The organism is Cupriavidus sp. 05T313, assembly GCF_056396665.1.
Genome location: NZ_JBFTLX010000037.1, coordinates 1 through 21,718 on the forward strand (window position 1 = coordinate 1; position 21,718 = coordinate 21,718).

General features: G+C 68.3%; 19 protein-coding genes. 11 read left to right on the forward strand and 8 right to left on the reverse strand.

All coding sequences use genetic code 11. The features are described 5' to 3' along the window. On the reverse strand, nt 1-410 hold a 410-nt coding region (locus AC1DKD_RS11410), incomplete at its 3' end, for a LysR family transcriptional regulator (protein ID WP_477143292.1). Nucleotides 411-750: 340 nt separating this feature from the next. On the opposite strand from AC1DKD_RS11410, the gene AC1DKD_RS11415 reads away from it, so the two are divergent. The 7 genes from AC1DKD_RS11415 (at nt 751) to AC1DKD_RS11445 (ending at nt 10,095) form a co-directional block, all read left to right on the forward strand. Continuing rightward, nucleotides 751-1,674, forward strand: a complete 924-nt coding sequence (locus AC1DKD_RS11415) for an alpha/beta hydrolase (protein ID WP_441628792.1) — start codon at nt 751-753, stop codon at nt 1,672-1,674. A 139-nt stretch (nt 1,675-1,813) separates the two neighbouring features. Beyond that, nucleotides 1,814-3,121, forward strand: coding sequence for an efflux RND transporter periplasmic adaptor subunit (locus AC1DKD_RS11420; RefSeq protein ID WP_441628794.1), 1,308 nt, complete (start codon nt 1,814-1,816; stop codon nt 3,119-3,121). Between the two features lie 222 nt (nt 3,122-3,343). Next, complete coding sequence (locus AC1DKD_RS11425) at nt 3,344-6,535, forward strand: efflux RND transporter permease subunit (RefSeq protein ID WP_477143293.1); 3,192 nt, start codon at nt 3,344-3,346, stop codon at nt 6,533-6,535. Nucleotides 6,536-6,570: 35 nt separating this feature from the next. Next, nucleotides 6,571-8,094, forward strand: coding sequence for an efflux transporter outer membrane subunit (locus tag AC1DKD_RS11430; RefSeq protein WP_441628798.1), 1,524 nt, complete (start codon nt 6,571-6,573; stop codon nt 8,092-8,094). Nucleotides 8,095-8,267: 173 nt separating this feature from the next. Next, on the forward strand, nt 8,268-8,828 hold the full coding sequence (locus AC1DKD_RS11435; protein WP_441628800.1) for an SRPBCC family protein: 561 nt from the start codon (nt 8,268-8,270) through the stop codon (nt 8,826-8,828). A 77-nt stretch (nt 8,829-8,905) separates the two neighbouring features. Beyond that, nucleotides 8,906-9,169 (forward strand): oxidoreductase-like domain-containing protein, encoded by a 264-nt coding sequence (locus tag AC1DKD_RS11440; RefSeq protein WP_441628802.1) that lies wholly within the window; start codon nt 8,906-8,908, stop codon nt 9,167-9,169. 59 nt (nt 9,170-9,228) lie between these two features. Further along, complete coding sequence (locus tag AC1DKD_RS11445; protein ID WP_441628804.1) at nt 9,229-10,095, forward strand: NAD-dependent protein deacetylase; 867 nt, start codon at nt 9,229-9,231, stop codon at nt 10,093-10,095. A 52-nt stretch (nt 10,096-10,147) separates the two neighbouring features. On the opposite strand, the gene AC1DKD_RS11450 is transcribed toward AC1DKD_RS11445, so the two are convergent. The 4 genes from AC1DKD_RS11450 to AC1DKD_RS11465 form a co-directional block, all read right to left on the reverse strand. Beyond that, entirely contained in the window at nt 10,148-11,059 is a 912-nt protein-coding gene (locus AC1DKD_RS11450) for an alpha/beta hydrolase (RefSeq protein ID WP_441628806.1), read from the reverse strand. 123 nt (nt 11,060-11,182) lie between these two features. Continuing rightward, the gene (locus AC1DKD_RS11455; RefSeq protein ID WP_441628808.1) at nt 11,183-12,022 is read right to left on the reverse strand and encodes an AraC family transcriptional regulator; all 840 of its coding nucleotides are present in this window, start codon (nt 12,020-12,022) and stop codon (nt 11,183-11,185) included. 81 nt (nt 12,023-12,103) lie between these two features. Beyond that, on the reverse strand, nt 12,104-13,255 hold the full coding sequence (locus AC1DKD_RS11460; protein ID WP_441628810.1) for a hypothetical protein: 1,152 nt from the start codon (nt 13,253-13,255) through the stop codon (nt 12,104-12,106). Then, a complete protein-coding gene (locus AC1DKD_RS11465; RefSeq protein ID WP_441628812.1) occupies nt 13,252-13,986 on the reverse strand; it encodes a hypothetical protein in 735 nt (244 codons plus the stop codon). The genes AC1DKD_RS11460 and AC1DKD_RS11465 overlap by 4 nt, the downstream gene beginning before the upstream one ends. 474 nt (nt 13,987-14,460) lie before the next feature. On the opposite strand from AC1DKD_RS11465, the gene AC1DKD_RS11470 reads away from it, so the two are divergent. The 3 genes from AC1DKD_RS11470 (at nt 14,461) to AC1DKD_RS11480 (ending at nt 17,558) form a co-directional block, all read left to right on the forward strand. Next, nucleotides 14,461-15,372, forward strand: coding sequence for a LysR family transcriptional regulator (locus AC1DKD_RS11470; protein ID WP_035859863.1), 912 nt, complete (start codon nt 14,461-14,463; stop codon nt 15,370-15,372). Between the two features lie 153 nt (nt 15,373-15,525). After that, nucleotides 15,526-16,224, forward strand: a complete 699-nt coding sequence (locus tag AC1DKD_RS11475) for a hypothetical protein (protein WP_477143294.1) — start codon at nt 15,526-15,528, stop codon at nt 16,222-16,224. Between the two features lie 74 nt (nt 16,225-16,298). After that, nucleotides 16,299-17,558, forward strand: coding sequence for an MFS transporter (locus tag AC1DKD_RS11480; protein ID WP_441628846.1), 1,260 nt, complete (start codon nt 16,299-16,301; stop codon nt 17,556-17,558). On the opposite strand, the gene AC1DKD_RS11485 is transcribed toward AC1DKD_RS11480, so the two are convergent. Continuing rightward, complete coding sequence (locus AC1DKD_RS11485) at nt 17,555-18,265, reverse strand: GntR family transcriptional regulator (RefSeq protein WP_441628848.1); 711 nt, start codon at nt 18,263-18,265, stop codon at nt 17,555-17,557. The two genes, AC1DKD_RS11480 and AC1DKD_RS11485, sit on opposite strands and share 4 nt — an antisense overlap. A gap of 414 nt (nt 18,266-18,679) precedes the next feature. After that, nucleotides 18,680-18,892, reverse strand: a complete 213-nt coding sequence (locus AC1DKD_RS11490) for a DUF3820 family protein (RefSeq protein ID WP_441628816.1) — start codon at nt 18,890-18,892, stop codon at nt 18,680-18,682. A 153-nt stretch (nt 18,893-19,045) separates the two neighbouring features. On the opposite strand from AC1DKD_RS11490, the gene AC1DKD_RS11495 reads away from it, so the two are divergent. Further along, nucleotides 19,046-19,516, forward strand: a complete 471-nt coding sequence (locus tag AC1DKD_RS11495) for a DUF2127 domain-containing protein (RefSeq protein ID WP_441628818.1) — start codon at nt 19,046-19,048, stop codon at nt 19,514-19,516. Here AC1DKD_RS11495 and AC1DKD_RS11500 read toward each other — a convergent pair. After that, entirely contained in the window at nt 19,508-21,562 is a 2,055-nt protein-coding gene (locus AC1DKD_RS11500) for an ExeM/NucH family extracellular endonuclease (protein ID WP_477143295.1), read from the reverse strand. The genes AC1DKD_RS11495 and AC1DKD_RS11500 overlap by 9 nt on opposite strands. Nucleotides 21,563-21,718: the final 156 nt, after the last annotated feature.

Here is a 21,718-nt window from a genome sequence, read left to right on the forward strand (position 1 = left end):
TCCTTGAGCAGGTCGATGGGTTTGCCGTTGATGGTCAGCTCCATCTTCAGCTCGGGATACGCGGCGAAGAACTCATGCAGCCTGGGGATCAGTACCAGTTGCGCCAGCCCGGCGGTGGTGTCAACGCACAGCGTGCCGCGTGGCGTGTTGTTCTGGTGGGTGAGCGATTGCTCGGCCTCTTCCACGTCCGCCAGGATCCGCACGCAGCGTTCGTAATAGGCGGCGCCGTCGGTGGTGACGCTGATGCGCCGGGTGGTCCGGTGCAGCAGCTTGACGCCCAGGTGCGTTTCCAGGTTCTGGATCAGGCGCGTGAGCGTGGCCTTGGGCAGGTCCAGCGACTCGGCCGCCCGCGCAAAGCTGCCTACATCCACCACGCGGGTAAATGCCTGCATTGATACGAGACGATCCATGTTCACTCCCCCGGATAAGGAAACAGGCAGGTCTGGCCGGCAGGGCAGGCACCCGAATAGGGTGCGCCCCGGCCAGGCGCATGACGGGTTGCGCGTGTGGCGCGGATGCGGAAGTGCGGGAGTGGATCACAAAACGGATGACCTTGCACAGCGAAGGGTTTCCCGATCGTGGAAACCGCCATTATTCCACCTGAGAAACAGTGCATTGGCAAAGCCTCGCTTTATCCCACCTTTATCAACCACCATAATTCGCTGCATCGCAATATGCAATGGAGGCGCCGTTAACGTACCCGTTAGTGCACCCGCTAGTGCACCCGTTAGCGCGCAACAAGTCACCGCCATGTCGCCCACGCAACCGAAATCCGCAGCAGCAGCCTCCGCAGCCGAACTGGCCGAGGGGCATACGACCGAGCATACGGTGGAAAGCAGCGGCCGCACGATCGCGGTGCGCCTGAGCTACCCGCCGGGCTATCCGGCGGGCAAGGCGGCGCCGCTGCTGCCCTGGCTGATCTACCTGCACGCCGGTGGCTTTGTCGACGCCAGCCTGGAGAAGTCCCAGCGCCTGGCACGCTCGCTGGCCGGCACGGTACCCGCGGTGGTGGTGACGCCGGCATACTCGCTGGCCCCCGATTTCCCGTTCCCGGCGGCGCCGGAAGATGCGTTCCATACCGCAGAGTGGGTGTTGCGCCATGCGCGCCGCCTCAAGGTGGACAAGCTGCGCTTTGCCGTGGTGGGTGAGGAGGCGGGCGGCAACCTGGCGATCGCGCTGTCGCAGATGCTGCGCGACCGCGGCTTGCCGGAGCCGCGCGCGCAGTGGCTGATCCGCCCGGTTACCGATCCCTGCCTGCAGCACGCATCGTGCGCGGTGGGGCAAGGCGGGCGCAGCGTGCCGCTGGAAATGCTGCAGCGGCTGGCCGGGTACTACCGCGATTACCTGCCTACCCCGGCCGCCAGCGTGCACCCCTACGCGGCCCCGGCCCTTGCCTCGCGGCTGGCCGGCCTGCCGCCCACACTGATCCAGGTGGCCGAGGAAGATGCGCTGCGTGCCGAAGGCGAAGCCTTCGCCGGCCGCCTGCTGACGGCCGGCGTGCCGTCCGAAGCCCGAATCATGGCCGGTGCCTGTGGCGCCGGCGTGGAAGAATCCCACGACCGATGTCAGGTGTGGATAAACGAAGGCGCGCGCTACCTGCAAGGCTATCTTGCCGGCGACGACGACGCCTCGCCCAAGGCCGAACGCCAGACAGGAGCCAGCCCGCCCGGCTGATCCCGAATTACAAAGCCAAGCCGGCCTGCGCATAGCAGGCGTACCGGGCGCGATCCTTTGCGCGCGCCGGCGGGGGCGTTCGTCCCATTTTTTGCTTTCCAGTTGAAGAAAACCGCAGACGGAATACGGAGTCAAGAAAATGAATCAGCAATATCGACGCACCATGATTGCCCTGGCCATCGTCGCTGTGCTCGGCGCCGGCCTGGCCACCTCGATCTTCAAGCCCTGGCACGCCGGCGAGGCGCAGGCCGTGCCCGCGCCGGCGGCGCCCGCCACGGTGGACGTGGCAAGCGCGCTGGGCAAGACCATCACCGAATGGGATGAGTTCTCCGGCCGTCTCGAAGCCGTGGACCGTGTGGAGATTCGCGCCAGGGTCGGCGGCACCATCGACGCCGTGCACTTCCGCGAAGGCGCGCTGGTGAAGAAGGGCGATCCGCTCTTCACCATCGACCCGCGCCCTTACGCCGCCGAAGTGGCGCGCGCCGAGGCCGCGCTGGCCGCCGCGCAAGTGCGTGCCAGCCACGCGCAGACTGAGCAGGCCCGCGCGCAGCGGCTGGTGCAGGACAACGCGGTATCGCGCCGCGAGTTCGACGAGCGCGACAACGGCGCCCGCGAAGCGGTAGCCAATGTGCGCGCCGCGCAGGCCTCGCTGGAGGTGGCGCGGCTGAACCTGGCCTATACGCGGATCACCGCCCCGGTCAGCGGGCGCGTATCGCGTGCCGAGATCACCGTAGGCAACCTGGTGGCGGCCGGTGCCGGCACGCCGGTGCTGACCACGGTGGTGTCGGTGTCGCCGGTGTACGCCAGCTTTGAACTCGATGAGCAGACCTACCTGCGCTATACGGCGAATACGGCGAATACAGCGGATAAGTCAGATAAGGCGGATACAGCCGGTGGCGCGCCCGGCGCGCAAGGCGGRCAGTCCAGGTTGCCGGTGTTCCTGGGCCTGGCCAACGAGGAGGATTATCCGCGCGAGGGCCGCATCCAGTCGGTGGACAACCGGCTCGACACCAAGAGCGGCACCATCCGCGTGCGGGCCGTGTTCGACAACCCGGACGGCCGCCTGCTGCCGGGCCTGTATGCGCGCATCAAGCTCGGTGGCGGCTCGCCGCACCCGGTGGTGCTGATCAACGACCGCGCCATCGGCACCGACCAGGGCAAGAAGTTCGTGCTGGTACTGGATAGCGCGAACAAGCTGGCCTACCGCGAAGTCACGCTCGGGCCGTCGTACGAAGGGCTGCGCGTAATCCGCCAGGGTTTGAAGGCCGACGAGAAGATCGTGGTCAACGGGCTGCAGCGCGTGCGTCCCGGCGTCACGGTCGCACCCAAGCCGGTCGAGATGGCGTTCAAACGCGAGCTGGAGCAACGTGCCGAATCGGCAGACCGCAAGCAGGCGGCCACGGAGAAAACCACGGACAAGGCAGCCGATGGAAAACCAGTGACCTGAGCCGATCCTGCAAGAGCCGCATGAGCTGAATCTGCCAAGGGTTTGCTCGCTCTCCCGCATGGCGGGAGAGCAACCGGGGGAGAGGGCGGGCGCATCCACAGTGCGCCGGCATTGAAACCACCTCTCCCCGAGGCCAAACCATATTTAGCTTCCCCGCTCCACATGGCGCCTGCATGCCAGGCCGCCAGGGGGAGCCTTTTCGCCAAGACTGCCGAGACTGAGATGAATCTCTCGAAATTCTTTATCGACCGGCCTATCTTTGCCGGCGTGCTATCGGTGCTGATCTTCCTGATCGGCGCCATCTCGATGTTCAAGCTGCCGATCTCGGAGTATCCCGAGGTGGTGCCGCCGTCCGTGGTGGTGCGCGCGCAGTATCCCGGCGCCAACCCCAAGGTGATCGCCGCTACCGTGGCGTCTCCGCTGGAGGAGCAGATCAACGGCGTCGAAGACATGCTCTACATGTCGTCGCAATCCAATAGCGATGGCCTGCTGACGCTGACCGTGACCTTCAAGCTCGGCACCGATCCGGACAAGGCACAGCAACTCGTGCAGAACCGGGTGGCGCAGGCCGAACCGCGCTTGCCGGAGGACGTGCGCCGCCTCGGCATCACCACCGTCAAGAGCKCGCCCGACCTGACSATGGTGGTCCACCTSGTCTCGCCGAACRACCGCTACGACATSACCTACCTGCGCAACTACGCGGTGATCAACGTCAAGGACCGCCTGGCGCGGATCCAGGGCGTGGGCCAGGTGCAGTTGTTCGGCTCGGGCGACTACTCCATGCGCGTGTGGCTGAACCCGGAGAAGATGGCCGAGCGCAAGCTGGCCGCCGCCGACGTGGTCAAGGCCATCCGCGAGCARAACGTGCAGGTGGCCGCCGGCGTGATCGGCGCCTCGCCGTCGCTGCCGGGCGCCGACCTGCAGCTTTCCGTGAACGCGCAGGGCCGGCTGGAAACGGTCGAGGCCTTCGGCGACATCATCGTGGCGACTTCGCCCGATGGCGGCGTGACGTACCTGAAGGACGTCGCCCGTATCGAGCTGGGCGCATCGGAATACGCGCTGCGCTCGCTGCTGGACAACAAGTCCGCGGTGGCCATTCCCATCTTCCAGGCACCGGGTTCCAACGCCATCCAGATCTCGGATGAGGTCCGCRAGACCATGGAGGAACTCAAGCAGAACTTCCCCGATGGCGTGGACTACAGCATCGTCTATGACCCGACCCAGTTCGTGCGCCATAGTATCGAGGCCGTCACCCACACGCTGTTCGAAGCCATCGCGCTGGTKGTGCTGGTGGTGATCCTGTTCCTGCARACSTGGCGCGCTTCGGTGATTCCGCTGCTGGCGGTGCCGGTGTCCATCGTGGGTACGTTCGGGCTGATGCACGCGTTTGGCTTCTCCATCAACGCGTTGTCACTCTTCGGGCTGGTGCTGGCGATCGGTATCGTGGTGGATGATGCGATCGTGGTGGTGGAGAACGTCGAGCGGAATATTGCCGAGGGGCTGTCTCCGAAGGAGGCGACGTACAAGGCCATGCGCGAAGTCAGCGGCCCGATCATCGCCATCGCGCTGACGCTGATCGCCGTGTTCGTGCCGCTGGCCTTCATGACGGGCCTGACCGGCCAGTTCTACAAGCAGTTCGCGCTGACCATCGCCATCTCGACCATCATCTCGGCCTTCAACTCGCTGACGCTGTCGCCGGCATTGTCCGCGCTGCTGCTGCGCGGCCACGATGCGCCGAAGGACTGGCTGTCGCGCGCCATGGATCGGGTGCTGGGCGGCTTCTTTGCCCGCTTCAACCGCTTCTTCGGCGCCAGTGCCGACCGTTACGGCAAGGGCGTGAAGGGCGTGATCTCGCGCAAGACCGCGGTGTTCGGCGTGTACGCGGTGATGCTGGCGCTGACCTGGGGCGTGTTCCAGCTGGTGCCCAAGGGCTTCGTGCCGGCGCAGGACAAGCAGTACCTGGTGAGCTTCGCCAAGCTGCCTGACGGCGCCACGCTGGATCGCACCGAGGACGTGATTCGCCAGATGTCCGACATCGCGCTCAAGCAGCCCGGCGTGGAATCGGCGATTGCCTTCCCGGGCCTGTCGATCAACGGCTTCACCAATAGCCCGAGCGCCGGCATCGTGTTCGTCTCGCTCAAGCCGTTTGAAGAACGCAAGACCAAGGAGCTGTCGGGCAATGCCATCGCGCAGCAGCTCAACGGCAAGTACGCTTCGATCCAGGACGCTTTCATCGCCGTGTTCCCGCCGCCGCCGGTCCAGGGCCTGGGCACCATCGGTGGCTTCAAGCTGATGATCGAGGACCGTGCCGCGCTGGGCTACGACGCGCTGTTCGACGCCACCAACGCCTTCACCAACAAGGCGCGCGCCACGCCGGAGCTGGCAGGTATCTTCACCAACTACCAGGTCAACGTGCCGCAGCTCGACGTGAAGCTGGACCGCGTCAAGGCCAAGCAGCTGGGCGTGCCGGTGACGGACGTGTTCGATACACTGCAGACTTACCTCGGCTCGGCCTATGTCAACGACTTCAACAAGTTCGGCCGGACCTACCAGGTCAAGGTGCAGGCGGATGCGCAGTTCCGCGCGCACGCGGAGGACATCCTGCAACTGAAGACGCGCAACACCGCCGGCGAGATGGTGCCGCTGTCGTCGCTGCTCACCGTCAAGCAGGGGTTCGGCCCCGATAGCGTGGTGCGCTACAACGGCTTCACCGCCGCCGACATGAACGGCGGCCCGGCGCCGGGCTTCTCCTCGGGCCAGGCGCAAGCCGCGGCCGAGCGCATCGCCGCCGAGACGCTGCCCAAGGGCATCAAGTTCGAGTGGACCGACCTGACCTACCAGGACATCCTCGCCGGCAATGCGGGCGTGTGGATCTTCCCGCTGTGCGTGCTGCTGGTGTTCCTGGTGCTGGCCGCGCAGTACGAAAGCCTGACGCTGCCGCTGGCCGTGATCCTGATCGTGCCGCTCAGCCTGCTGGCCGCCATGACGGGCGTGTGGCTGACCCGTGGCGACAACAACATCTTCACGCAGATCGGTTTCATCGTCCTGGTGGGGCTGTCGGCGAAGAACGCGATCCTGATCGTGGAGTTTGCGCGGGAGCTGGAGCATGAAGGCCGCTCCATCGTGGCTGCGGCGATCGAAGCCAGCCGCCTGCGTCTGCGCCCGATCCTGATGACGTCGTTCGCGTTCATCATGGGTGTGGTGCCGCTGGTGGTGTCCACCGGCGCCGGCGCGGAGATGCGTCACGCGATGGGCGTGGCGGTGTTCGCGGGGATGCTGGGGGTGACGTTCTTCGGGCTGTTCCTGACGCCGGTGTTCTACGTGGCGCTGCGCATGCTGGCGACACGCGGCGAGCGCCGCAAGGTGTCGGACGCACCGTCGGCGAGCCACAAGGCTATCGCCTCCGCTGAATAAGGATGATCGAAATGAACGCAACCATGACATCCAGGATGACATCGCTACTGCCCGCGGCGCTGCCGCGCCTGGCCACGCTGGCCGTGGCCCTGGTCCTGGCGGGCTGCTCGCTGGCACCGACCTACAAGGTGCCGGAGAGCGCCACCGCCGCCACGCCCGCCTACAAGGAAGCCGAGGCCGCGCAGGCGGAAGGCGCCCAGTGGAAGGTGGCAACCCCGTCCGAAGGCGCGCAGCGCGGCGAATGGTGGAAGATCTTCGGCGATGCCGATCTCGACCGCCTGATTGCCGCGGCGACCGAGTCCAACCAGGATCTCGCCATTGCCGCGGCCCGCGTCAAGCAGGCGCGCGCCTTCACCGGCGTGGCCGAGGCAGACCAGTACCCGCAGCTCAGCGTGGGCCTGGACCCGACCCGCACGCAGCTTTCGGCAGCCTCGCAAGGGCTGCCCGACGGCACGCGCGTATCGCCGCAGACGGTATTGCGGGCGCGCGCCATCGCCGGCTACGAGGTCGACCTGTTCGGCCGCGTGGCCGACAACGTCAAGGCGGCGCGGGCGGAGGGCGAAGCCGCTGAAGACCTGTACCGCTCGGTGCAGCTCGCGCTGCAAGCCGACGTGGCGCAGGCCTACTTTGCGCTGCGCACGCTGGACAGCGAGCGCGACCTGCTCAACGCCACCATCACGCTGCGCGAGGATGCGCTCAAGCTGCTCAAGCGTCGTTTCGACGAAGGCGAGACCACCGATCTCGATCCCGCCCGCGCCGAAGCCGAGCTGGGCACGGCACGGGCGGACCTGGCCGGCATCGAGCGCCGCCGCGCCAACCAGGAGCACGCGCTGGCGGTGCTGACCGGCGCGCCGCCGGGCGCCTTTACGCTGGCTGCGCGGCCGCTCGACGCCGCGCTGATCACGGTGCCGGCAGGACTGCCTTCGGACCTGCTGGAGCGCCGTCCCGATATCGCGCAGGCCGAGCGCCTGATGGCGGCGGCCAACGCGCGCATCGGTGTGGCCAAGTCGGCGTTCTTCCCGCGCATCACGCTGACCGGCTTGTTCGGATTCGAATCGAACGACTTGTCGAACCTGTTCAAGTGGTCGTCGCGTGCCTGGATGCTGGGGCCGCTGATAGGCAGCACGATTGCGCAGCCGATCCTGGACGGCGGCCGCAACAAGGCCAACCTGGCGGCGGCGCGCGCGCAGCACGAGGAAGCGGTGGCGGGCTATCGCCAGAGCGTGCTGACGGCGCTGCGCGAGGTGGAAGACAGCCTGGCCGATGTGCGCTGGCTGAGCCAGCAGGCCGGTGCGCTGGACGGCGCGCTGGGCGGCGCCCGGCGCGCGGCCAGGATCTCGCGCAGCCGGTATGAGGCCGGCGCGGTGGATTACCTGACGGTGATCGACGCCGACCGCACGGTGCTGCAGTCGCAGCGCGAGGCCAACCAGGTGGCCGGGCTGCGCGCTTCCGCGACGGTGGCGCTGGTGCGCAGGCTGGGTGGCGGTTGGGGGCCCTTGCCCGAGGCCACGCCCGAGATGGCACAGGCAGGCCCCGGCCCGCTGGCCGCGAGCCACTAAGCGCGTCTGCAAGCCGCGGCAACCGCCCTCGCGCGGTTGCCGCGCTTCATCCGATGCCGGCCCGACGCGGCCGGCAAAGCTGACTAAACTGGAAGCATCGCGGCCACACGCGCCGGAAGGGCCGCTGGCATTGCCGCAGTTGTCCTGCGCGCCATCCTTTCACGTTGCTCGCCATGAGACCGCACCGAACCCTTTTTGCTGCGCTGCTCATCCTGGTGGGCGCGGCCGCCATCCTGCTGCTGCCTGTGCCCCGCGCCTGGCGCGACGTTACGCATATCGTCAACGAGGTGACGATCGCGCAACCCGACGCGGTGGTCTTCGATTACGTCTCCACGCCCGCCAGCTGGCCCGACTGGCATCCGTCATCCCTGGCGGTGGCCGGCGCGGCGGATCATCCGCTGGTGCCTGGCGAGCAGGTTACCGAGACCTTCCTGGTGGCCGGGCGGCGTGGCAAGGTGGTGTGGACCGTGGTCGAGCGCAGCCGCCCCTCCGTCTGGATGATCCAGGGCACCATCGACGGGCGCGAGGCGGGAACGGTGCGCTACACGCTCGCCCCGACGCCGCAGGGCACGCGCTTCCGGCGCGACTTCAGCTACGCGGCGCCGAACCTTCTTTTCGCGCTGACCAACCGCCTGCTGCTGCGCAAGCGCATCGAGGCCGAATCCACCGAGGCGGTCACCCGGCTGCGCGCGGTGCTGGAAGCCCGCAAGCCCGCGGCCGGGACGGGCGGCTGACCAGTGCGCCGCCTTTGCCGCCGGGATTGCCGGTCCGGGGCGTACCGTATACTGATCGGGCAAATCAATCGGAGCAGATGGTGTCGGAAGAAAACCCGGCGTCCAAGGCAGGACGCAACCCAGAACCAGTGAACGCGCCGGAGCCGGCAGCGGCGGCATTGCCGCCCAGGCCTGTTGCCCCGCCGACGCCGGATATCAACGATTGCTGCGGCAATGGCTGCGAGCCCTGCATTTTCGACCTGCACGCCGAGGCGATGGAGCGCTATCGCGCCGAACTCAAGGCGTGGCTGGCGCTCGCCGGCCAGACGGCGGACACCAGCGCGGGTGGCCCCGTTTTCTGAGCCGCCGGCGCCGGTTCGCCTGGCGAATACGCCACACGCAACGCACAAGGAGCCCCCCCGTGCCCGTGCCCGTTACCGACCAGCCTGTCCTGGCCGATCTCCATGCGTTCGTGCGGGGCCATCCCCGCCTGCTCGTACTGACCGGGGCCGGCATCAGCACCGATTCCGGCATCCCCGGCTACCGCGACGCGCAGGGCAACTGGCAGCGCACGCCGCCCGTGCAGGCGCAGGACTTCTTCCGCTCGCACGCGGTGCGCCAGCGCTATTGGGCGCGCAGCATGCTGGGCTGGCCGGTGCTTGCCAATGCGCAGCCGAACGCCGCGCACTTCGCGCTGGCGCAATTGCAAACCGCCGGCTTCCTGCGCCAGCTGGTGACGCAGAACGTGGACGGCCTGCACCAGCGCGCCGGCAGTACCGGCGTGATCGAACTGCACGGCCATGTTGGCAGCGTGATCTGCCTGGCTTGCGGCACGCGCCGGACACGGGCCTCGCTGCAATCGCAGCTGGAAGCCGAGAACCCCGACCTGGCGGCGTTGCGCGCCTTGCCCGCCTCCGATGGCGACGCCCATCTTGAACTGGCCAGCTTCGAGGCGGTACGCATTCCCGCCTGCGGACATTGCGGCGGCGTGCTGAAACCCGACGTGGTGTTCTTCGGGGAATCCGTGCCGAGGGAACGCGTGGATGCCAGCATGCTGGCGCTGGCGCAGGCCGATGCACTGCTGGTGATCGGTTCGTCGCTGACGGTGTTCTCGGGCTACCGCTTCTGCCTCGCCGCCGGCAAGCTGGGCAAGCCTGTCGCCGCGATCAACCTCGGCCAGACCCGTGCGGATGCGCTGCTCGCGCTGAAGGTGGATGTGTCTTGCGCGGCGGCGCTGACGGACCTGGTAGCGCGGCTGGACCTGCCCGCAGGCGCCGCCGGCTACTGAGGGGCCCCTGTGCAAAGGCTGYGGCGGGGCGCTGCCGCGGCCTTTGTCGTGGTCAGGCCTTCAGATGCCTGGCGAACCATTCGCGCGCGGCCTGGCTGGTCGTCTCGAAGTGCTCCAGGTATGGCGTGAAGTGGCCGCCGGGAATCATCAGCAATTGCTTGGGCTGCAGGGCTTGTTCATAGGCGGCCAGGCACAGGTCGGTGGCGGTCAGCACATCCCTGTCGGCGACGATCATCAGCAGTGGTGTCGGGCTGATGCGGGCTATGTGGATGCCCGGTTCGTTTTCCCGTGCCATCTCCGCGCTGCGCAGCGTGACCTCGTTGCGCCAGTTGGGCGCGAAGGCGGCGGTACCGGTGAAGAACTGATAGCTGTCGGCCCCGGCCATGGCGCACGGCGTGGCGGGATCCGCGCTGACGGCCGCCAGCATGGCCGGGGCTTCGCCGCGAAAGCGCGCCAGCCGGTCGGCTTCGAAGGACGCCAGGGCTGCCGGCACCAGGTCGGCGCGCGTGCGGCGCAACGCCGACAGGTAGCCGCTGATCTGCGGCACCTGCGATACCACGCATCCGACGCGCCGGTCCAGCGCCGCCACCTCGAGCACGTGGCCGCCGCTGTAGCTGCTGCCCCAGATGCCAATGCGGTCATGCGCAATGCCGGGCAGGCCGCACAGGTAGCTGATGGCATCGCGATAGCCGCGTTTTTGCAGCGCCGGGTCCACCTCCTGCCGGGGCGCGCCTTCGCTGGCGCCGAAGTTGCGGTGGTCGTAGACCAGCACCGCAAAGCCGGCGGCGGCGAAGACTTCGGCGTAACGGTCCAGGTACTGCTCCTTGACAGCGGAAAAGCCGTGCGCCATGACGATGGCGGGGCAGGCGTCCGCCGGCGTTTCATTGGCTTCATGCCGGGCTTCGTAGAGCCACCCGCGCAGGGTGACGCCCTCGGAGACGAATTCGATATCCGTACGTGCCATGTCCTGTTCCTGATCCTGTTCCTGTTGCCGTGGCGGTTCCCCGTTCCCCGCATCCCGCTCGCGGGAGCGCATGCCTGTCACGATACGCCTGGAGCGGCCCGGCCTCTGCGCGGCCCAGGTCAATCACTGCGCCGGATCGGACATCCTGGCGTATTGGCTGGGCGTGGTGCCCGTATAGCGCCGGAACATGGTGGCGAAGGCGCCGGCCGTGTCGTAGCCCAGGTCGGCGGCGATGGTGGCGACCGGCTCACCCGCCGCGAGGCGTGGCAGGGCGTACAAGAGGCGCGCCTGCTGGCGCCAGTGCACGAAGGAGATGCCTGTCCCGGCCACGAACAGCCGCGCCAGCGTACGGCTCGATGCGCCCACCTCCCGCGCCCACTCTGCCAGCGTGCGCGCATCGGCGGGATTCTCGCGCAGCGCGCCGCAGATGCGCGCAAGGCGGCGGTCCTGGCTGGCGGGCAGGCACAGCGGCTGCTCCGGCGACCATGCGAGTTCATCCAGCAGCACGCCGAGCAGGCGGTCTTCGCGTGCGGTGCCGGCGGGACCGAGCGGTAGCGCGGCGGCGCGCAGCATCAGTTCGCGCAGCAGGGGCGAGACATTGACCAGTTGCGGCAGCGCCGGCGTGGCCGCCGGGCACGCTTCGGGGCGGATATAGAGCGTGCGCAGCGATACCATGCCGCGGGCGCGCATGCCGTGCTGCACGCCTGCCGGCATCCATAGCGCGCGCTGCGGCGGGACCAGCCACAATGACTGGCCGGCCGTGACCTCGACCACCCCGGCAACCGCATAGATCAGTTGCGCGCGCTCGTGCCGATGGGCCGCAACCACGACGCCGTCGGGGAATTCCTTGGGCATGACCGCGGCCGGGCGCGCGCCATGCTGGTAGTCGAGCGGATTGGTGCTCTTTGGCGGGTTGGCGGCAGCGCGCGGTCCGGAGGCTGCGTCTTTGCGCGGAGGAGGCATGGCGTAGGACGAGGATGGCGCTGGTGCAAGAGCGATGCCATTGCCGCCAGCGAAATCCGGATTGTACGCAGCGCGCCGTGCTCAGGGATTGGGCCGGGCGAGCGGATTGCCGGGACCGGGTGCTGGCAGTGCTTGCCGCGCATCGTCCGCGTGCAGCGTGAAGCTGCCCGCCGCGTCGGGTCCGCCGACGATCTGCAGGCCTTGCCGCAGCAGCCAGGAACGGATCTCGGCCTCGGTGGCTTCCGGGCGGAACTGCGCGCGGATGTCGTTGCCGCCGGTGCCAGGGGCCCGGGGCGCCGCCGCCGGCGTTGCGCTGTCGCTGTTGTAGCGCCACAGCAGCAGGCCGGATTGCAGGATGGCCAGGGCGGCGGCAAGGGCTGCAAAGGGCCTGACCCAGCGGCCACCGCTGGCGGGGCCAGCCGGGGCGGCTGGTGGATGCGGCATGGGCCTTTCTTTCCTGCCCTCGCTGCTGCCGGCCGTGCTTGCCATTGTGTCTTGCGCACAGTCCGGCCGCCCGCCGCGCGCCGCCGGTTGGGTTACCGGTTGCGGCACCGGCAGCGCCACCTCAAGGCCAAAGCTGGCAATGCCGCGCGCCAGCAATCCACGGTAGGCATGGCGAGGATCATCGGGCCCGGCCAGCGGCGAGCCGGTCAGCGCATAGCCGCCCGGTACCTCGGCGCGGGCGACCACGCCTGGCCGTGCCAGGTTGCCGGCAGCGGCACCGCGATCCCATTCGCCGAGCCAGCGCACCATCGCCATGCGCTCGGCCGCGAGTACACCGAGGCAGGCGCCAAGCTGGTCGGCACGCGCCTGCACCCGCATGGCACAGCACACCATGCCGAGGCGCGGATCGAGCGGATCGTCGCCTTGCTCCAGCACCATGTCCATGGAGCCGGCATAGGCAGGGTCGGGCGTGGCGAGCCAGCCTTGCCAGCATTGTCCAGCGGGGCTCCAGCGGTCGAGCAGGACCGCGCCGAAGGCGGGGGCGTGGCGCAGCGCGCGGAACTGGCCGGGCGCCAGCGCCAGGGCGCGCAGGCTACGGGCCTGGGCCGAGCGCTCGAAGGCCGCGGCGAGCGCGGGCGGGATGGGCAGCGCTGTCCAGTCGGTGCCGGCCGCGGCGGTAGCGCCGTCCGCCTGGAGGGCGGGCAGCGGGCCCTCGTCGGCGACCTTGGCGGCATTGCCGGCTTCGAGCCGCGCGGCGACAACGCTCAGGCAGGGGTGGAGGGTGCTCATGCCGTGCGCTGGCTGGCGGCGGGGTCCGCCTGCCTTGCCTGCTCTGTCAATGCAATCGTGCAGAGAATGTCCAGCAGGGCTTGCGCGGCCTCGGTGTCGCCGCGGTTGGCGGGATCGAGGGGGGTGGTTCGCGTGCCGCTGCACAGCGTCTGCGTAAGCCAGCGGCTCAGCAGGGTCTGGCTGTGCGCCGGCGCCAGGTTCTGGCGCGCCGTGGAAAGGCGATCGCCGCCACGACGATGCACCAGCCCGAGCGAACCGGCGCCAAAGTGCCCGGCGGCAATACGTGCGGCCAGGCTGCCGCTCACCGTGCCGCCGCAACCGCAGGCGCGCAACAGCAAACGCGAGGCCTCGGGCAAGCCAGCCAGGAAAGCCCTGGCGCCGGCTTCGGCGGATTCGGGGCTGACGCCATACGCGTCGAGGCTGGCGCGATGGATCTGCCCGGCGCCCGGCTCGCAGGGCGGGTTCGCGAAGGGCGGCATGTCTGGCATGCCGCTGCGCTGCAGGTCGAGCAGGAAGCGGCGGAAGTAAAGGCGCAGGTCGTCCGCGTGCGCGGGGCCGTTGCGCCCCTCGCCGGGCATCACGCGCTCGATGAAGAACTGATGGCGCAGATCGGGCAAGGCGTCGTCGAGCGACGCGGCCTCGCGCGGGCGGTAGTTAGCCAGAACAGCCATCACGCGTTGATAGAACTCTTCCCACGCATCGCGCGAGAGCGTCTCCCGAGTGTTCCACAACGCCTTGATCCTGGGAAAGTGCTCCGAAGACAAGACTGGACCTTTCTATGGTTGTTGCTCTTGTTGTTTTTTCAGCGCTGGCTCTGTTTTGCCTGCCCGTCGCAGGCCGCATCCCTTGCCTGCCGGCAGAGCGGACGCGCATTGTAGCGCTTGCGCGCGAGGAAAAAGCGCACGCGGCGGCGCTTATCCGGTCCTTGCCGCGCCCCGGCTTACGCCCACTGGGCTCCTGCGGGCACCACCCCACGTCAGAGGGGATGTTTGTTGTGCTGCACATGACACCGATGGCGCCAGGGCAAGCTAGGGAATGCCACTACAGCACTGGCGCGGATATTGCATACAATCTCCCTGTTAATTCTGTGAAATTTCACAAGGCGATAAACATGCATTTGCCGGAACCGGACCAACCTGGTCGGGAGCAGGTTTGACGGAAGGGGCGCACCACTGTGGGGCGCGGCCGGGCCGGGGTGCCGCGCCATGAACACGCGCTTCGTCGAAGCCTTCATGTGGGTGGCCCGCCTCGGCAGCTTTCGCGCGGCGGCCGAGAAGCTGCATATCACCCAGGCCGCGATGTCCAATCGCATTGCCTCGCTGGAGCAGGAAATCGGCGCGCGCGTGTTCGAGCGCGAGGCGCGCGACCTGCGGCTCACGCCAGTGGGCCTGCGCCTGCTGGGTTACGGCGAACGGCTGCTGGAACTGCAGCGGGAGATCATGGTGCTGGGCCGCTCGGGCCATGAGTTGCTGGGGCTGGTGCGCATCGGCGCCATCGAGAGCGTGGTGCATACCTGGCTGGTGGATTTCCTGCGGCATCTGCAATCGTCCTATCCCGGTATCGAGGTGCAGATCACTTCGGAAACCACCGAAGGCCTGCACAAGACCTTGCGTGCCGGCGGCATCGATATCGCCTTGCAGACCGATCCCGCGGTGGGCGAGGGCATCACCAGCACGCCGTGCCTGCCGATGGCGATAGGGTGGATCGGGCCGGCCGGGACGGCACAGCCGGGTGAAGGAAAGCTGGCCTCGCTGCTGCAGCACCCGACCATCACCATGAGTCCCGGTTCGCAGCCGCACCTGGCGCTCAAGGAGCTGTACCGCAAGGCGGGGTTGCCGGTCGGCAAAGTGCACTGCGTCAGTTCCATCGCGGCCATCGTGCGCCTGGTGAAAGCCGGCTTTGGCAATGCGCTGATGCCGCTGGCGCCCGTGCGCGAAGAAGTCGAGCGCGGCGAGCTGCGCGTGATTGCGTGCGACGTGCCGCTGCCGCATCAGCGTCTGGTGGTAAGCCATCTCGATCACGCCGCGTCGGAGGCGATCCGGCTGGTCGCGGAGCTTGCGTGCCGCGAATCGGATCGCTTCGTGCGCTCGCTGCCCGCACCGTTCGCGCCGGAGTGAAGCTCCGCAGTGCGCTACGCTGGTGCGCGAACGCGGCCGGGTCGAACAGAAAAACTGATCGGAAACACGAAGAAAAACCCGTTTGTCGCGCGCGGTGATCGCGCCGATCATCAACTCACCGCTTTGGAATCAGCGTGGCAACCGGAGAGTTTGATGAGCGAGATGTTTGCGACCGAGAGTTTGGCGATGGAAYGCCTGGCGGGGATCGCCCCGCAGGGCATGTTGTTCGTCGCGTCCAATGTGGACGCGGCCGATGAGGCAGATTTCAATCAGTGGTACGACCGCGAGCATGTCGAGGAGCGCGCCCGTATCGAAGGCTTTATCTCCGCGGCGCGCTATGAGGCCGTGCAGGGCGGCCCGAAGTATCTCGGCCTGTATCGCACCGAGTCGCTTGCGGCATTCACGTCCGCGGCCTACCAGGCGGCGTTCCGCCGCCAGACGCCGTGGTCCGTGGCCAACCTGGCGCGCATGCGCCAGCCGATGCGCCGCGTGAGCGAAGTCACCGCCACGGTCGGGCAGGGCWGCGGCAGCTGGCTCGCCGTAKTGCCGCTGGCGCAGCCGGAGGACGCGCTGGCGCTGGTCGATCTCGCTGGCGAGGTGGGCGGGCAACTCTCCGCGCGGGCCGGTTTCGTCCAGTCCTACCTGCTGATGCCGGACGCGGAGCTGAGCCAGCCCTTGCCGAAGGAATGCCTGGCGGACCGGCAGTTGCTGCCCATCCTGGTGATCGAGAGCAGCGCCGCAGCCGCGAGCGAACTGGCATTGCAAGAAGCCGCTGAACGGCTGGGCGCCTCGCTGCAGCAGGCTGCCCGCTACGCACTCAAGTGGAAGCTCTTCGCGCGGGAGGTGGTGTGATGCACAACGCCAACACGATTTCCGCCGCGCCGGGCGCATCCGGTGCCGCCGCTACCGGCACCGCCGCGCCGAAGATGGGCCGCCTGGCCGCGGCCAGCACCATCGGCACCACGCTGGAATGGTACGACTTCACCGTCTATAACCTGATGGCCGCGCTGGTGTTCAACGCGGTTTTCTTCCCTTCGTTCGATCCGCTCACCGGCACGATCCTGGCGTTCTCCACCTACGCGGTGGGCTATGTCTCGCGCCCGCTTGGCGGCGTGTTGTTCGGGCACCTTGGCGACAAGCTCGGCCGGCGCTTCGTGCTGGTCGCCACGCTGGTCCTGATGGGCGTGGCCACGGGCCTGATGGGTCTGCTGCCCACCTACATGTCGTGGGGCATCTGGAGCCCGATCCTGCTGGTGGCGCTGCGCTTCCTGCAAGGGGCGGCCATCGGCGGCGAATGGGCGGGCGCGGTCCTGCTGTCGATGGAACACGGCGAGCAGCACCAGCGCGGGCGCAATGCTTCCTTTACCCAGGTGGGGCCGTCGTGCGGCACGCTGCTGGGCACTGGCTTTATCGCCGTGGTTTCGCTGTGGCTGAGCCCGGAGGACTTCCAGGCCTGGGGCTGGCGCATTCCGTTCCTGTCGAGCGTGCTGCTGGTCGTCTTTGGGTTGTGGCTGCGCAAGGGCGTTGAGGAAACGCCGATGTTCAGGGAGATGGAGGCGCGCAAGAGCACGGCCAAGACCCCGATCAAGGAAGTGTTCGTGGATCACTGGCGGCGCCTGCTGCTGGCCGGCGGCGTGCGCATTGGCTCCGACGTGCTCTATGCGCTGGTGGTGGTATTCACGCTGACCTACGTGACCAGCGTGCTGCACCTGTCCCGGCCGCTGGCGCTGACCGCGACCATGATCGGGGCGGCGTGCAACGCCATTGCGGTGCCTTTGTTCGGCAGCCTGTCGGACCGGCTCGGGCGCAGGCCAGTGTATATCGCCGGCGCCTTGCTGGCGGTGGTGTGGGCCTTCGTCTTCTTCCGGCTGATGGACAGCGCGCAGCCGCTGCAGATCTGCGCGGCAGTGGTGGTCGGGCTGATCATCCACGCCATGATGTACGGCCCGCAGGCGGCCTTCGTGACCGAGCAGTTCCCCACGCGGGTGCGCTATGCCGGGTCGTCGCTGGCCTATACGCTGGCCGGCATCGTGGGGGGCGGTTTCGCGCCGCTGATCATCGCCAGCCTGTACAAGTCGTATGGCTCGACGCTGGCAATCTCGCTGTATGTCAGTGCCGCCCTGGCGTTGACGCTGGTGGCTTTGCTGGCCGCCCGGGAAACGGCGAACAAGCCGCTGGAGCGCTAAGCCTGGTCCGCCGCCGCGAAGACGGTTTCGCGGCGGCCTTGCAGCAAGGACTGGCGAAAAGAAAGCACATGTGCCGTGACCGAGCTGGCCGCCGCCGCGGCATCGCCGTCGCGCAGCGCCTGCAGGATGGCGCGGTGCTCGGCGCCGACTTCGCCCAGGTGCCCTTCGGACGACAGCGAGATGGCCCAGAAGCGTTGCGAGCGCGCGTGCAGCACCTTGAGGATCTCGATCAGGATCGGGTTACCCGAAATTTCCGCGATCTGTTCATGGAACAACCGGTCCAGGTGGGTCACCTGCGGCAGGTCGCGCTGCGCCACGGCATCGTCGACCTGGCGCAGGATGGCCTCGAGTTTCTGCAAACCGGCGGGGGTGATGCGCTCGGCGGCCAGCCTGGCGCACAGCGTTTCGTTGGCCAGCCGTACGTCGATCAGGTGCAGGGCGTCGTCGATGGAAAGCGGTGCGACCACCACGCCCTTGCGCGGCAGGATCTGCACCAGCCCTTCGTTGGCGAGCCGGTGCAGCGCCTGGTTGATCGGCGTGCGGCCAATGTCGAGATCGTCCACCAGGGTGGAGATATTGAGATGCTCGCCGGGACGGTAGACCAGCGTGGTCAGCCGCTCCCGCAGGCCGGTGTAGGCCCGCTCATTCTGCGATGGTTCTTCAGTCCTGGTCCGGGCGCGCGATGAGCCGGCGCTACGGCGATCCACTGATGGCAAAACTCTCTCCCGACAACACGGCGATGCGTGCAAGGGCGATATCGTACTACCAAAAGCCGGCGCGAACGCCTGGCCTTACGCTCACGGTGCCTGGCGGTGCCGAAGACGTCTTTCCATGTGGATGCCGGCGCCCGTGGCTGGGGAACTGTGGCACGCGCTGCTTTGCCGTCTGGGCGATGGCGACGACCTTGCCGCCCTTGACCTGGGGCAGGGCCGCGTTGGTCTGGTTGAACATGCCATCGACCTGCCCGCCCATCACTTCGGTCAGTGCCGGACCGGCGCTTTATAGGACACCGGCGTCACCTTGCCCGGGTTGGCACTGGCGAAAGCGACGAGTCCCTGCACGGCGCAGGGGCGGTCCATTCACAGGATTGCCGCGGGTTGAGCCGGCAGGCTGCGGATGCGCTAACGGCCACGCAGCGGGTCCAGCAGGCTGGCCAGTCCGTTGTGGTCGAGTTCATGCATCAGCGCCAGCAGCTTGCCGATCTCGCCGGGCGGGAAGCCCTCGCGCGCGAACCAGTTCAGGTAATTGCCGGGCAGGTCCGCGATAACGCGGCCCTTGTACTTGCCGTAGGGCATGGTGCGGGTGAGCAGGAGGGGCAGGTGTTCGGGATTCATGTGACGGCCTCGGCCCGGCATCGGATGGCGCCGGCCGGGGAATGTTACCAGTGTGCCCCGGCGCCTTGAGCGCCTGGGCGGGGGCGCCGGGTTTGCCGCTGGCCGCCGCGCCGGGGTACGATCGCCACCTTACCGTTGACGAGGATAGGCAAGATGGCAAAGCACGGTTCAGGCACTGGCCTGAAGGGAATCGCGCTGTTCGAGGCCGCCAAGGGTGCGGTGGTGATCCTTGCCGGACTGGGGCTCATAGCGTTGCTGCACCGTGATGCGCAGGCGCTGGCCGAGGCGATCGTTGCCCGCCTGCACCTGAACCCGGGAAGCCGCTACCCGACTATCTTCCTGTCGCTGATGTCCGACCCGAGCAATGCGCGGCTTTGGGCCATCGGCGGCTCCGCCGCGACGTACTCGGCCATGCGCTTCACGGAGGCCTACGGCTTGTGGTGCCAGCGGGCCTGGGCGAAGTGGCTCGGGGTATGGTCGGGTGCGATCTATATCCCGGTTGAAATGTATGAGGCAGTGGTTCACCCCAGCGCGCTGCATATCGGGCTGGCCATCGCCAATGCGCTGATCGTGGCCTATCTGGCCAACAGCATCAGGCGCGATCCGGCGGGGGCATCAGCGTAGCGGGGAGCGGCCGGCAAAGCGATGCCACGCGGCTATCGCCACGGTGCCGGCCAGGGCCAGGGCCACCATCACCCAGGGATCCACCACGCCGCCACCGCCCCCGCCGCCGGTTTCCGCCCCATTGCCAGCGCCGCTGTTCCCCGCGTTGGCGCTTTCCGCGCTGCCGCCCGGCTCGGTGCTGTTGCCGTGCGCGGCGGCATCGTCGCGCAGGGCGACGTCCACCACCAGCGGGTCGTGGTCGGATGAGCGATAGGCATCGGGCGCATAGAAGGATTGTTGCTGGGCCTCGCTCTTGTGGGCCAGCGGATAGGCCAGCGCGATCGGCTCGTCGGCATTGATATGCCAGTGGCGCGCCRCGAGAATGCGGCTGGCCGCACCGGCATCGGCAAGCGCGTGGTCGATATAGCCGGCCTCGCCTCCGTAGACGTAGCTGTAGGCGCCGCCGCCCGCACTGGCGAAGCGGGCGATCATGTCGGCATAGCCGCGCTCGGCCAGCAGGCGGATCGGGTCTTCCTGCGCGTAGCTGTTGAGGTCGCCGATCACCAGCCGGCCATCGTCCGGCACGCCGGTGGGCGCGGTGCCGAGCCAGTCCGCGATCCGCGCGGCTGCCGCCACCCGCGTGGGGTTCCAGCAACTCTGGCCGTCGCGCTGGTCCGCATTGGCGCCGCGGGCATCRTTGCAGCGCTTGGACTTGAAATGGTTCACCACTACCGTGAGCTTGCGCGGAAGGCCGCGCAGGCGGAAGGTGGCGGCCAGGGGCTGGCGGGTCCGCTGGCCCAGCTCGAGCGTGGCCGGCTTGCCTGCCGGTTCCACGGTGCGGGCGTTGTAGACCAGGGCGACCTTGATGACATCGCGGCCGAGTTGCTCCACGCCGGGGTCGATAAAGCGCCAGTCGGGCCCGAGCTTGTCCGTCAGCCGGCGGATGGCGCTCAGCGCGCCATAGCCGTTGTTCTCGATCTCCATCAGGCCGATCACGTCGGCGTTCAGCCCATGCAGCGCGCTCAGGATCTTGGCTTCCTGCCGGGCAAACTCGGCCGGGGTCCGGGCGCCGCGGTTGTCGGGGTCATCGAAACCCGCGCCCCGGCCGTCGCCGTTGAAATAGTTTTCCACGTTGAATGCGGCAACGCGCAGGTCGGTGCGGGCGGTGCGTACCGGTGCACCCGTGCGCGGGTTGGCGGGCCGGAACACCGGTGGCGGTGCGCCCGGAACGGGCTGCACGCGCCAGCTGCCATGGCGCCGCTCCAGCACGCCCTGCACGTCGGCGACGGTATCGCCGCCGCGCAGCGTATTCGAGGCGCCGAGACCCGGTGCGGGATGGATGACGAGCGGCGGGTTTTGCCGGCTGGAGCCGTCGTCCAGGGTCAGGCGGTTCAAGGCATTGGCGGCGGCCTGGGCGGCGGCGGCTGCGCCCGGCAATGCCACGTTGGTGGGCAGCGGCAGACGGCCATGGCTGAGCACCACGCTGCCGTACCGGCCCAGTTCGAAGGTTTCGCTGACGGTAAGGGTCTGCGGCAACCGCACCAGCATGCCTTCATAGGCCGCCAGCGCGCCCGTGTCGGGCACGGGCAGCGTGACCACGGCGGGGGTGACGGCCTGGGCCGATGCACAGACCGTTGCCTGGCCGGACTGCCTCAGTTGCATCTGGCCGGACCGCTCCTCGACGGTGCCGAGCACGCGGACCAGGTCGCCGGTACGCGCCGCCGCGCGCGGCGCGTGCACGAACAGGCCTTCCGACACGCCGGGGCGGTTCTGGCGCCGGGTGTCGGCCTGCTGCACGAAGTAGCCGCTGAAGCCGCCGGTGCCCGAGTAGTCCGCCGTGACCACGGCCTCCACCGCCACCCTGCGGCCGACGGACGGCGTGCCTTCGCTGGCGTCGCGGAGACTGGCGATCAGCGTGGCCGGCGCGCCGCATTGCGGCGAGACGGCGGCAGGCAGCGTTCGCGGCGATTCGGCATGGCCCACGTCGGCGTGGGCGGACATCGCGATGCATAGCCATGCCAGGCAGGCTGGCATGAGGCGCGGAAGGAAGGGGTTTGGCGGGGACATGGCATGGGCTCGGCGGATTGCGTGGCACGGCGCCAGCCGCTGTCGGGGCGTGGCGCTTGCGTGACCGGGGCGCCCACGGGGCGCATGGACCGGTAACGGCAAGCTTAGGGGGAATGCCGTGCCCGCATGTTGAGAGAAATCTCATATTGACGGCCG